The organism is Staphylococcus sp. M0911 (assembly GCF_003491325.1).
Classification (GTDB): domain Bacteria; phylum Bacillota; class Bacilli; order Staphylococcales; family Staphylococcaceae; genus Staphylococcus; species Staphylococcus warneri_A.
Genome location: NZ_CP022881.1, coordinates 484,243 through 497,809, shown reverse-complemented (window position 1 = coordinate 497,809; position 13,567 = coordinate 484,243). Strand labels below are relative to the sequence as shown.

Here is a 13,567-nt window from a genome sequence, read left to right as displayed (position 1 = left end):
CTTATATTTATTGTGCATCTAATTGTTGTTCTTTAGCATGAATCATATTAGCTACGAAATGATTGACTGGTGCGTCAATATGATGTTCCGCGCCTAAGCGAGCAACCGCACCATTGATATAGTCAATTTCAGTTTTACGATGATTATTAATTAAATCTTGGTACATCGAAGGATAATGTGGACCTACTTTATCATTTAAGTCGATGAGGTACTCAAACACTTCATCTAAATTCAGATGCACATCATCAATCGTTGCTACATGCACAATTTCCTGGGTTATTTTATAAATAAGATTTTTAGCATCATCGCTTTGATTTAATGTTGCTAAATTACACTCTAAAATCGTACATAATGCATTGGCTGTCCCATTCACACAAATTTTCTTCCATATAGATTGATGTAAATCATTACTCAATACACCATTTAGCTCTGCTCGATTCAAAATGTCTACGACTGTTTTTACATTAGCAGTACCATCTGTGACCAATGAACCTACCTCAACCGGTCCACTACCCATTAGATGCGTACAACCAGGACTTTCAATTCCTGCAGTCCATGTTGTCACACCTCTCACAATTTGTGGTAATTCGACATATTGCTCAATCAAACGCTCATGTTTTAGACCATTCATCGTACATACTACGATAGTTGATTGAGTTATATGTGGTTGTATATAATCTAACACCTCTTTAAGTTGCATTGATTTAGGAAATAAAAATACAACATCATATAATACATCTTCAGGTATTTCTCTAGAATCATACATTGGTATTTCTAAATGACAATGTTCACCATTAATATCTATGTGCAATCCATTCGTTTGAATTGCCTTAACATGTGATTCCCAACTGTCTATTAGCGTTACATCATATCCATTTTGGAATAATTTAGCACCAAATCCACTTCCTAATGCACCTGAACCTGCAATAGCTATCTTCATTCCAATCCCTCATTCCTCGGTAAAGTTACCTTTAAAATACTATTTAAGACTAACATCGTCAATGAACATAACTTAATTTTCATAATTTTCTAACATTAAAATTAATGCTATAAAAAAGGCCGAAACTTTTTCGTTTCGACCTTTCACTAGTAATTATAAATTTCTTGCTTTCTTTGGAACTAATAATAAAATGGCGAAGAATGCAATGATGGCAATGACCGCGTTTAAGATTACACCCATAAAACCACCCAACTCCATATTCATTTGTGATGCAAATACGCCATATATCGTTCCAGAAATAGCAACACCAAATGCATTACCTAAAGATGATGCCATTTTATAAACACCTGAAGCAACACCCACTTTTTCGTCAGGCGCTTGTGCTACAGCTGTATCTGTAGATGGTGTAGCATAGATACCTAAACCAGTACCAAATAATAAATAACCAATAACACTAGATGTAATGTACCAAGGTTCTGGTAAAAACGTTAAAGACAATAATACTAAACCAAGTGCAGTAATACCGCTACCCATTAATAACGGACGTTTCGGACCAAGTGCTTGTAGTATCTTTTCACCTACACGAATCATAATTAATACTGCTATCAAATAAGTTAATGAAATCATACCTGTTTGTGATTCATTAAAATCTAACTGTTGTTGGTAGTAGGTATTAACAACAATGAGTGTCCCACCTGCAACACCGTTCAACATAAAGTTAGAAACTGTTGCACCACTATATCCTTTATTTGAAAACAAACTAAAATCTACTAAAGGATATTTAATCTTATTTTCATACATAATAAAGCCGATAAGTGAAACAATGAATACCACAATTAAACTTAAAATAATGGGTGAGAATAATCCTAGTTTAGATGTTTGCGTAATAATCACGTTGATACTTAACATACATATGATTAAAATCATTAATCCGCCAATATCGAATTTCTTTTTCTCACCATTTTCAGTGATAACTGGTTCAGCTTTTGTTTCAGGTGTATGTTTAATTAAATACATTGATAATAATGTTAATACAATAGAAACGATGAAGATGGTTCTCCAACCAAAGTGCGTTGACATTAAGCCACCAAAGAGTGTACAAATACCACTACCACCCCATGATCCAATTGACCAATAACTTAACGCCCTTTGTCTCGCTGTACCAATGTAATATTGGTTAATAATGGCTAATGTTGCAGGCATAATACATGCAGCAGACAAGCCTTGAAATATTCTTCCAGCAATTAAAAACGGTGTTAATGGTGTGATAATGATTAACAAAGAACCAATAATATTTAATACGAGTCCTATGTATGTGACTTTCACACGACCAAATTTATCTGCAAAGTCACCGGCACCTACAATAAATAATCCTGACATTAAAGCGGTAAGACTGACTGCGATGTTAATCGTCCCGATATCACTTTGATATGTAGATTGCAAAGGTACAACTAAATTCACAAGTGTTTGTGCAAATAACCAAAAGGTGATCACACCTAAAATGATACCTAGAAGGAGCCTATTATCTCCTTCAAATTCTCTTGAAGCTTTGTTCATAAAATATCAATTCCTCCTACAAAAAACACTTTCCAACTTTTACTTACTTGGTTTTAAATCGACTGAAAACTACAACCTTTGATTTACTAACAATTGCTTTCCTTCTATTTGTCTAAATTTTAATCTGTACTTTTAAATCGATTTAATACTTCTTTACCTTTACCCTTTAATTTCTTTTAATATTTAGAATATTTGTATATATAAATCTATATTTTACACCAATTACTTTTATTTTTCCATAACGTCTTGAACTATACAAATGATAGTATTATCGTTAAAAATAGGTAAGCGTTTTCGATTTGATAATACGAGGATTTGTTAAATTGATAACGATGATCCCTATTAATTATTTTGAAAATTGTCACTGAAATGACGAATTCAATATGCAAATTAATATGAAATATATTGTATAATCACTTGTGAATTACTTCACAAAAGATTCGTTTGAAATTTGCAATTTGAGCTTTATTTATTTTTTTAAAACCTAATAACAAGTCAGTCGCTTTTTTTGTTTTAAATGAGTAAGTGAGTCGTATTTTTGACAAATCCAAACGTTCTTACCAAATCATTTTACACAAATAGAACAGGAGGAATGTATGTTATGGCTAACTCACCTTCTCAAAGTGAACGAGTTCAACATACATCTGGAAGAGTGTATCATTTCTTCCAACAGGCTTTAACACTTGCAGTTATTTTATTTATTTCCAAGATCATTGAAGCAGTCATGCCTATCCCAATGCCCGCTTCAGTAATCGGTTTAGTTTTATTATTTATAGCTTTATGTACTGGCATTGTTAAATTGGAACAAGTTGAATCCGTAGGAACTGCTTTAACGAATAACATCAGTTTCTTATTCGTACCAGCTGGGATTTCAGTTATCAATTCATTACCGATTTTAAGTAAAAGTCCAATACTGATTATCTTACTTATTATTATTTCAACTATTTTCTTATTAGTTTGTACTGGTTATGCATCTCAATTACTTGTGACTAAATCACTATTCCCAAGTAAAGAGAAAAATGAAGAAACTAGTCGTATAGGAGGTTAATCATGGCGGACTATTTAGGTATTAATACACCCTATTTCGGTATTTTACTATCATTAATCCCATTTGTTATAGCTACATATTTCTATAAAAAAACAAATGGCTTTTTCTTACTTGCACCTTTATTTGTAAGTATGGTTGTAGGTATTGTTTTCTTAAAATTAACAGGTATTAGCTATCAAAGTTATAAAATCGGTGGCGACATCATATACTTCTTCTTAGAGCCAGCGACAATCAGTTTTGCAATACCTTTATATAAAAAACGTGATGTATTAAAAAAATATTGGTTACAAATATTCGGTGGTATCGCATTAGGTACAGTTGTAGCCTTAATATTAATTTACTTAGTTGCTTCATTATTCCAATTTGGTAATCAAATTGTTGCATCTATGTTACCTCAAGCTGCTACAACAGCGATTGCCTTACCAGTTTCTGAAGGTATCGGTGGTGTCAAAGAGTTAACATCATTAGCTGTTATACTTAATGCTGTAGTTATCTCTGCACTTGGTACTAAAATCGTACAATGGTTTAAAATTACCAATCCAATTGCACGTGGTTTAGCGTTAGGTTCTAGTGGTCATACACTAGGTGTTGCAGCCGCAAAAGATTTAGGTGAAACTGAGGAATCAATGGGTAGTATTGCCGTTGTTATCGTCGGTGTCATCGTCGTCGCAATTGTCCCAATATTAGCACCTATTTTATTAGGTTAAATCATTTAATATAAGATAAGAGGCCTGAACAAATATCATAGTTCAGACCTCTTTTTTATATTTTATTTGATTTGTTGTGGTTGATGTTCAAATTTCTTTTTATTTTTACGTGTAGGATCTAATCGTTTTTCTAAAAATCTTAAACCTAAATCAATTAAAATGGCTATTAATGCAATAGGGATTGCCCCTGCAAGGATGAAAGTCGTACCGTCTGTTGAATTGGTACCTCGGATGATAATATCACCAAGCGTTGGCGCACCGATAAATGAACCAATTGCCACAATTCCAATTGCTACAACGAGCGCAATACGTATACCACCAATGATGACTGAAAGAGATAGTGGTAATTCAATCATACGTAAAACTTGGTTTCTCGTCATACCCATGCCTTTACCAGCATCTTTAATATTCTCATCTACATCTGTAATGCCCGTGTACGTATTCTTAATAATTGGTAATAATGAATATAAGAATACAGTAACAACTACTGTCGTTGGGCCAAGTCCCATCGCTAACATTAAAATGGCTAACATGGCAATAGCTGGAACAGTTTGAATGATATTAGCAATCGTGATGATTGGCCATGCTAATTTTTTATATCGTGCAATGACAATGCCAATCGGTATCCCAATGATACATGCAAAGAGCACACCATATACTGACATAAGTAAATGTTTAAAAAATAATTCCATTAGGTAGCCAAAGTTTAATGAGTAATATTCAATAATAGATTGGAATAAATTACCTTTCATGATTATTGACCACCTTTCTTACTATTTTTATCGTTTTCGAAATAGTTATGTTTTTTCAAGTATTCTTCAGCAATGATAGCTGGTTCTTTACCTTTACCATCTGCTTCGTAATTTAATTTCTGCATTTCTTTAGTTGACACTTTACCTTCTAACTTTTTCAAGGCTGTATCTATTTTCGGATTATCTTTAATCACTTTTTCAGTCGCTAGTGGACTACCATCATAAGGTGGGAAGAATTTACGATCGTCTTTTAAGATTTTTAAATCATAGGCTGCAATACGACCATCAGTAGAATATCCTACAGCAACATCTAATTTTTTATTTTTCAGTGCATCATATACTAGTCCAATTTGCATTGGTCGTGCACTGGCAAATTTGAATCCATAATCTTTAACAAATGCTGGATAGCCATCGCCTGCTCTATTCATCCATTGTGTATCCATACCTAATCGTAATTCATCTTTATATTTTTCTAAGTCTGATACTTTTTCTAAGTGATATTTCTTAGCTGTTTCTTTTGTCACCATAAACGCATACGTATTCGCAAAACCTAATGAATTATAATACTTTTGATCATATTTTTTCTTAAATAGTCTTTGTGATTCTGCCATGGCTTTTTTAGGATCTTTCGTCGGTTTGGCATTCAATACACTTGTTAATTCGGTACCTGTGTATCTAACCGCAGACATATTAACGTCACCGCGCTGTAATGCGTTATGTTGAATAATACTAGAACCTAAGTTACCTATAATTGTAGGTTTAATTTTGCCTTTAGTTTCATGTTCAATCATTAATTTTTCCATATTAGCAATGATTTTAGTTTCACTCGTCTCAGTTGTTGTAATTTTTACATCATTCTTTGAATTGCCGTCCCCTAAACCTGGCAAACTACACCCAGATAATACTAAGAGGGACAACGCAATAAGAATCACTGTATATTTGATATGTTTCTTCATATTGATAAATCCTCCCTTTTCTTATCTAGATACTTTTAAACCTTTAGGTACTGCCCATTTTTCAACTAATGATAGTAAAAAGTCGACAATTAGTGCTAGTAACGTAACTAATATTGCTGCACTAATAATCATTGGTGGTTGATATAAATTCAATCCGTTAAATACTAAATCACCAAGACCACCTGCGCCGACATAACTCGCTAATGTAGCCCAACTAATAACGTATACACTTGACAGACGTATACCACTAATAATCATAGGTAACGCTAATGGCATTTGAACATCTTTCATTAATTGAAATTGTGTCATTCCCATACTTTGTCCAGCTTGTATTACGTTTTTATCAATGTTTTTCACGCCGAGTACCGTATTATTTAATATTGGTAATAACACATAGATAAATAACGCTACGATCGCTGGTGTCTTTCCTACGCCAAAGATAGGTATCATAATGGCTAATACTGCTAATGTTGGAATAGTTTGTAAAACACCCGCAATGGTTAGAACCACATTGGCCGTTTTCGTTGTTCTAGACAATAAGATACCTAACGGAACGGCTACGACGATTGCAATCAGTAAAGCAATGATAGAAATATAGAAATGTTCAATCGTCTTAGATACGAGCTGACTTCCATATTCATTCAAGAATGCTTTCATTATCGCTCATCTCCCGTTTCATGCTTATTCGCCTCTTCTGTAACACTAGCATCATCTTGTTGATGAGCTTGATGTTCTGAATTCGCTATATCACTTTCAACAGATTTGTCAGAAGGTTGCGCTAACTGTGTGTCACTTGATTCACCCCAAATAGAGTCATAAACGATATCAACTAAGTTAGCACGTGTAATTAAACCTATAAGGATATTGTCATCATCAACAACTGGAATATTTCTAACATTACGTTTTAAAATCGTACGCACTGAGTCTTGTAATTTCGAATCGATATGTACTTTATAAATATCACGTTGCATCGTATCAATCAGTTCTTTTCTTGCACGGAGTCCTTGATTGATATCCTCTATGTCTAAAAATCCAAGTAATTTGTGATGATTATTTACAACAAATATTGTATCTACACGTTTCTCTCTCATGATATTGACCGCATCGTTAAGTGAATCATCTGCGTTTACTGTGATAGGTTTAATCATTGCGCCTTCAACTGTTTTCATATTTGGTCTATCTTGAATCAATCGATTCTGACCAATAAAGTCTTTTACAAAATCATTAGCAGGATTTCTTAAAATATTGTCCGGTGTATCGAATTGTACGACTTTACCTTTCGACATAATACAGATTTTATCCGCCAATTTAATGGCTTCGTCCATATCATGTGTCACAAAAATAAATGTTTTACCTAATTTTTGTTGAAGTTCTTTCACTAAATCTTGAAGTGTATCTCGTGTAATTGGATCAAGTGCACCAAATGGTTCATCCATTAAGATAATATCTTGTTCAGCAGCAAGGGCTCTTACTACACCAATACGTTGCTGTTGACCACCAGATAGTTCTGCCGGATAACGGTCTAAATATTCTACTGGTAGGTCTACAAGTTTAATGAGTTCTTCCGCCTTTTGATCTTTCTTTTCTTTCGACCATTTTAGTAATTTCGGTACAAGTACAATATTTTCTCTAATAGTCATATGAGGCATCAAACCGATTTGTTGAATGACGTAACCAATACTTCTTCTTAATTCAACTGGGTTCATATTACGTACATCTTTGCCATTCATTTGAATCTGGCCATCTGTGGCTTCAATCATTCGGTTAATCATTCTTAAAGCAGTGGTTTTACCACTACCACTCGTCCCAATAAAGGCGATAAATTCACCTGATTCAATATCAAGCGTTAAATTATCTACTGCCTTTTTATTCCCAGAGTAAATCTTGGTTAAATTTTTAATGCTTAACATGATTGTTTTCCCCTTCCATATTGTAAAAATGACGAATTAATGCAATGACAATTAAAAAAGGCCCACAGAGCAGTTGTTAACAAAATAAAAATATTAGTTGAACAAGAGCACGAAGGCCTTTGCTTTTAAAAATTATAAACTCAAATAATGCGAATCACGCTTCATTAATGTTGTGCTCCCACCACATCATGATTTTTAATTGCTCGCATATTCGACAACGATATAAATATATACCCTATATAATTTTAGTAAACCTATTGCATTTTTACAAAATTAAACTATTCACCCTTAACATTTTTATATAGTTCTTTTTACATTTGATTAATTATATAAAAGGATAAATATGCTTAGTATTTTATAACCTTATGAATTATGAAAATTATTTTAAGAAATATTGACAATACATTGAATTATACTTTTATGTTACACATTTATAATTTTTTATTTCTTTTTTGTGCTATGTTGACCTTGTAATCAAAATATATACGAAGAAGGGTTTTATATGAGTCAAGAAAGCAAAGTAGCAGTTGTAACAGGTGGTGCACAAGGCATTGGGTATCAAATCGTTAAACGTTTATTTGATGATGGATTCAAAGTAGCCATTGTGGATTTCAACGGAGAAGGCGCAATTCAAGCGGCACAATCTTTAACACAAGATGACTCAAAAGTTTTAGCAATTAAAGCTGACGTAGCCAATCGTGATGATGTATTTAATGCTTTAAATCAAACAGTTGAACATTTTGGCGATTTTCACGTTTTAGTGAGCAATGCTGGTTTAGGACCAATGACACCCATTGATTCTATTACACCAGAAGACTTCGACAAAGTATATGGCGTCAATGTCAAAGGAGTTTTATGGGGCATTCAAGCTGCACATGCACAATTCAAACAATTAGGTCATGGTGGAAAAATTATTAATGCTACATCTCAAGCAGGCGTAGAAGGTAATGCAGGCTTATCACTTTATAGTAGTAGTAAATTTGCTGTGCGAGGTTTAACTCAAGTTGCTGCACGTGATCTAGCACATGAATCTATTACAGTAAATGCATTTGCGCCTGGTATTGTTCAAACACCAATGATGGAAGGTATTGCTAAGAAAACTGCTGAAGAAGCTGGACAACCTGAATCTTGGGGTTGGAAACAATTTACTGATCAAATCGCTTTAGGCAAACTTTCACAACCTGAAGATGTATCAAATGTTGTTAGTTTCTTAGCTGGCAAAGATTCAGATTATATTACTGGCCAAACGATTATTGTTGATGGTGGAATGAGATTCCATTAATTCTCTTTATTAAATGCTTAAACACTCATAAAAATAAGAAGAGGGACAGAAATATATATTTCAAGTTACATTCATATTTAGGCAGTAGTCGACTGTAAAGTCATTCATTTTCTTTAGAAATTAGTATTTCTTATGCATGAGTTTCACTCATGCATTCCTAGTTTAAAGTACACATTAGCTGTGGCTAATGCGTAAGAACCACTACATCATAAATGATTAGTGGTTCTTTATTATTTCTGTCCCACTCCCTCTTGCTATTTATCATACATACCTTTTCCTTCTAAGATGTGATTAATATATTTGTCCACTCTTTTTTGTCTGGTATCTGCACGTTTGGCATCACCAATATGATGCAAGTATTGACGTTGTCTTCCAGGTGTTAATTGATCGAACGCTTCTTTTAATTCTGGCATCGCATCGAATTGTTGTTGTAATTCCTCTGGCACCTCAAAATCTTCTGTTTTCTTTAATTCAACTTGTTTACCAGACTTTTCAATGTCAATAGCTTGTGTCACATAATCAACAATTTCTGCTTTACGTGATTGAATTTCCTCTAAAGTTGTAAATCGTAGCTGTCTTGCAGCTTGTACATTTTTAGTTTGTCTAATTAAAGTATTTTTAGAATCTTCAATAAGTGCACCTTTAAAGAATAAAAGTGCTACATACGTTTTAAAACCATGAATAAGAACCACATTTTTATTATTAATCGTGTAACAAGGGTGCATCCATTTATAATCTTCGTCCAACTCGTCAAAATCCACTATAAGTTCTCTTAAATAATTATATTCTTCTTTCCATTGGCTATCTTTTTTCAAAAATTTTTCTACTTCCAAATTGTTATTTTTCTCTACCATGTCATTGCCCTACTTTCTACTGATTCTGCCATTTATCCACTATTATAAACTAAAATATTTAAAAAACTAATTTTATACATTTAAATAAAAATTACAATATACACATTTGACTAATATTTTAACTAGCGTATAATAATGGCGTAGTATTTTCAGAATATAAAAGAATGAGGAGTCAATATGGCAAATAAAAATGAAACAGAATCGAATAACAGTAAGATTAATCTGCCCCAGTTAGTGTTACTCGGATTAGGGTCATTAATTGGTTCAGGCTGGTTATTTGGTGCTTGGGAAGCATCGTCAATTGCAGGACCAGCAGCTATCATTTCTTGGATTATTGGATTCGTCGTTATAGGAACCATCGCCTATAACTACATTGAAATTGGAACTATGTTCCCACAATCTGGTGGTATGAGTAACTATGCTCAATATACACATGGTTCATTACTCGGATTCATAGCCGCTTGGGCAAACTGGGTATCACTCGTAACAATTATACCTATTGAAGCAGTTTCAGCTGTTCAATATATGAGTTCTTGGCCTTGGGATTGGGCTAAACCGATGGGTAGTTTAATGAAAGATGGTTCAATCAGTACAACAGGTTTAATCGCCGTTTATGCTATTATTATTATCTTCTCTTTATTAAATTACTGGTCAGTTAAATTATTAACTTCATTTACTAGTTTAATTTCTTTCTTCAAACTTGGTGTTCCATTATTAACAATTATTATGTTAATGGTTTCAGGATTTGATACAGGAAATTATGGTCACTCAACTGGCACATTCATGCCGTACGGTAGTGCACCAATCTTCGCAGCAACAACAATGTCAGGTATTATTTTCTCATTTAATGCATTCCAAACAATCATTAATATGGGATCAGAAATTAAAAGCCCTGAAAAGAACATTGCGCGTGGTATTGCTATTTCACTTACAATTAGTGCTGTACTTTATATCGTGTTACAAAGTACATTCATCACTTCTATGCCACAGTCAATGATTCATGAACATGGTTGGAGCGGTATTAACTTCAACTCACCATTTGCTGACATGGCCATTTTATTAGGTTTAAATTGGTTAGCTATTTTACTTTATATTGAAGCCGTAGTGTCACCATTTGGTACTGGTGTATCATTTGTTGCTGTAACTGGTCGTGTATTACGCGCCATGAAAAAAAATGGGCACATTCCTAAATTCTTAGGTAAAATGAATGAAAAATATAAAATTCCTCGTGTTGCAATTGTGTTTAACGCAATCATCAGTATGGTAATGGTTACACTATTCCGTGACTGGGGTACGTTAGCAGCAGTTATTTCAACTGCAACATTAGTTGCTTATCTAACTGGTCCAACTACAGTTATTGCATTACGTAAAATGGGTCCTAAGATGACACGTCCATTTAGAGCTAAAATTTTAAAATTCATGGCCCCATTATCATTCGTTCTTGCGTCACTAGCTATTTATTGGGCAATGTGGCCAACAACAGCAGAAGTTATATTAATCATCATTTTAGGTTTACCAATTTACTTCTTCTATGAATATAAAATGAATTGGAAAAACACTAAAAAACAAATCGGCGGAAGCTTATGGATTATTGTTTATCTCGTCGTACTTTCATTCCTATCATTTATTGGTAGTAAAGAATTCAAAGGTTTAAACTGGATACATTATCCATGGGATTTCTTAGTTATCATCATTGTTGCCCTTATTTTCTATCAATTAGGTGCAATTAGTTCATTCGAAAGTGTCTACTTCAGACGTGCTAAGAAAATGAATAGCAATATGGGTGATAAACTTAAGAAACGTAAACGTCGTGAGAAGCGCGAAAAAATTGCTGAAAAACGACAAGAACAACAAGATAAAGAAGAAAAACGCCAAAACAAAGAACACTAAACTCATAAATCAAATTAAAAGAGGTTGAGACATAAAGTTTTTGTGCTTCTGGGAAACCGATTAACGGCGTCCCAAAAGCAGGATTATCGGCAGAAACGCTCACGATTCGACAAAATTTGGAAAACAATTTTGCTCATCGTTCGGTTCTGCTCAAATCCTAAACGCTTTTGTCCCGACCTCTTTTTTTTATACATATAGCTGACTTTAATCATTTATTATATAGTGTTATTAAAGATGACTTTGAAAGGACGAATGACTATGGTGGTTAACGTAACTTTAAATAACCGTATCGTTAAAGGTATTTATAGTAATGAAAATGATATTGACACATTCCTTGGTATTCGCTATGCCCATCTCATGCATGGTCGATTTAAACATTCTGAATTGATTACTTCATTGCCTAAATCAATTGACGCAACCTTTATCAATCATATCCCCCCACAACCGTATAACCAACTTGAAGATTTTTTCTCAAGTGATGTTTCCTTTCATTTCAATCAATTTACACAAGATGAAGACTGTCTATATTTAAATATATGGCGACGTCATCACTCTCCGAATAAACACCGACCTGTCATCATCTATTTTTATGGTGGCGGATTTGTCAATGGTCATGGTAGCGCTGAACTATATCAACCTCAATCTGTAGTTAAACAGGAAGATGTGATTGTTGTCACATTTAACTATCGATTAGGCGCTTGGGGATTTTTAGATTGGTCCTTTTTTAAATCAAATTATGATTGTAATAATGGGCTCTCCGATCAAATCAATGCTATCAAATGGGTACACCAACATATTAAAGATTTCGGTGGCGATCCTAATAACATTACACTAATGGGTCAATCTGCAGGGAGTATGAGTATCATGGCTTTGATGCAATTACCAGAGACAGAACCCTATTTCCATAAGGTGATGTTACTAAGTGGTACATTGCGCTTAGACAATCAGAAAATAGGTCATGAAAAAGCGCAAAGATTTAGTGAAATCATAGCGGAACAATATCCTAACTCAACCATAACATCGTTAACTACAGAAAATATCAAGGATATCATGAATTTAGACCAATCCTCTCGTGGTAAGTCCAAAGGTTTAGAATTAATTTATGCACCTATTCAAACATCATCAATGACTATGGATAATCCCAATTTCTCAAAGCCAATCTTTGTTTCTTATACGCAACATGAAGGTGACATTTATATAAAAAATGAATCTCGAAAATTATCACCTGAGCGCTTTGTTAAAGCTATGGCTTTTAATGGTGTAGAAATAGAAGTCAGTGATGCCATTAGTGCGCAACAACAATCTAAATGTATCACTGACTATATATTTCAACAACCCGCACATAATTTTTTGAAAAGCATCAGTCATAATCCCAACAGATGGCTAGCTTCCTTTCAATGGCACCAACCAAACAGTACCAATTATCACTCTGCTTATCACATTTTAGATATGATCTTTTGGTTCGGTCATTTGTACATTTTAAAAGCTAATGGTTTAGATGTCACGACTCACGAACGTGAATTAAGTATGGAAATGATTCACGACCTTGCATACTTTGCAAGATTTAGTAGGATGCCATGGCTGCCATATCAAGTGGGTCATACAACACCACATATTTATGAATAAAATAGGGAGTGGGACAACGAAATCAATTTTAAGAAAATGTTATTT

12 protein-coding genes are annotated in these 13,567 nt (G+C 33.7%); 5 read left to right on the top strand and 7 right to left on the bottom strand.

Annotated features, from left to right (window positions below):
* Positions 1–7 precede the first annotated feature (7 nt).
* Together ssp1_RS02255 and ssp1_RS02250 are read right to left on the bottom strand one after the other, a co-directional pair.
* Positions 8–940 (bottom strand): 2-dehydropantoate 2-reductase, encoded by a 933-nt coding sequence (locus ssp1_RS02255; protein WP_075778108.1) that lies wholly within the window; start codon positions 938–940, stop codon positions 8–10.
* Positions 941–1,093: 153 nt separating this feature from the next.
* A complete protein-coding gene (locus tag ssp1_RS02250; RefSeq protein WP_075778107.1) occupies positions 1,094–2,497 on the bottom strand; it encodes an MFS transporter in 1,404 nt (467 codons plus the stop codon).
* Between the two features lie 601 nt (positions 2,498–3,098).
* On the opposite strand from ssp1_RS02250, the gene lrgA reads away from it, so the two are divergent.
* A complete protein-coding gene (gene lrgA, locus ssp1_RS02245; RefSeq protein ID WP_002466455.1) occupies positions 3,099–3,545 on the top strand; it encodes an antiholin-like murein hydrolase modulator LrgA in 447 nt (148 codons plus the stop codon).
* Positions 3,546–3,547: 2 nt separating this feature from the next.
* Positions 3,548–4,252 (top strand): antiholin-like protein LrgB, encoded by a 705-nt coding sequence (gene lrgB / locus ssp1_RS02240; protein WP_002450377.1) that lies wholly within the window; start codon positions 3,548–3,550, stop codon positions 4,250–4,252.
* 62 nt (positions 4,253–4,314) lie between these two features.
* Here lrgB and ssp1_RS02235 read toward each other — a convergent pair whose 3' ends face one another.
* Genes ssp1_RS02235 through ssp1_RS02220 form a run of 4 tightly spaced genes read right to left on the bottom strand, consistent with a single transcriptional unit; the run spans position 4,315 to position 7,870 of the window.
* Entirely contained in the window at positions 4,315–5,004 is a 690-nt protein-coding gene (locus ssp1_RS02235; RefSeq protein WP_075778106.1) for an ABC transporter permease, read from the bottom strand.
* 2 nt (positions 5,005–5,006) lie between these two features.
* On the bottom strand, positions 5,007–5,960 hold the full coding sequence (locus tag ssp1_RS02230; protein ID WP_075778105.1) for an osmoprotectant ABC transporter substrate-binding protein: 954 nt from the start codon (positions 5,958–5,960) through the stop codon (positions 5,007–5,009).
* A 21-nt stretch (positions 5,961–5,981) separates the two neighbouring features.
* Positions 5,982–6,617: an ABC transporter permease gene (locus ssp1_RS02225; protein ID WP_002450380.1), complete on the bottom strand. Its 636-nt coding sequence runs from the start codon at positions 6,615–6,617 to the stop codon at positions 5,982–5,984.
* Positions 6,617–7,870 (bottom strand): betaine/proline/choline family ABC transporter ATP-binding protein, encoded by a 1,254-nt coding sequence (locus ssp1_RS02220; RefSeq protein WP_075778104.1) that lies wholly within the window; start codon positions 7,868–7,870, stop codon positions 6,617–6,619. The genes ssp1_RS02225 and ssp1_RS02220 overlap by 1 nt, the downstream gene beginning before the upstream one ends.
* A 502-nt stretch (positions 7,871–8,372) precedes the next feature.
* On the opposite strand from ssp1_RS02220, the gene ssp1_RS02215 reads away from it, so the two are divergent.
* Positions 8,373–9,152: a (S)-acetoin forming diacetyl reductase gene (locus ssp1_RS02215; RefSeq protein WP_002450382.1), complete on the top strand. Its 780-nt coding sequence runs from the start codon at positions 8,373–8,375 to the stop codon at positions 9,150–9,152.
* Positions 9,153–9,406: 254 nt separating this feature from the next.
* On the opposite strand, the gene ssp1_RS02210 is transcribed toward ssp1_RS02215, so the two are convergent.
* Complete coding sequence (locus ssp1_RS02210; RefSeq protein WP_075778786.1) at positions 9,407–10,006, bottom strand: YdeI/OmpD-associated family protein; 600 nt, start codon at positions 10,004–10,006, stop codon at positions 9,407–9,409.
* Positions 10,007–10,183: 177 nt separating this feature from the next.
* Here ssp1_RS02210 and ssp1_RS02205 point away from each other — a divergent pair, with 177 nt between their 5' ends.
* The gene (locus tag ssp1_RS02205) at positions 10,184–11,896 is read left to right on the top strand and encodes an APC family permease (protein WP_118828100.1); all 1,713 of its coding nucleotides are present in this window, start codon (positions 10,184–10,186) and stop codon (positions 11,894–11,896) included.
* A 261-nt stretch (positions 11,897–12,157) separates the two neighbouring features.
* Positions 12,158–13,522: a carboxylesterase family protein gene (locus ssp1_RS02200; protein ID WP_171970133.1), complete on the top strand. Its 1,365-nt coding sequence runs from the start codon at positions 12,158–12,160 to the stop codon at positions 13,520–13,522.
* The last annotated feature ends 45 nt before the right edge of the window (positions 13,523–13,567 follow it).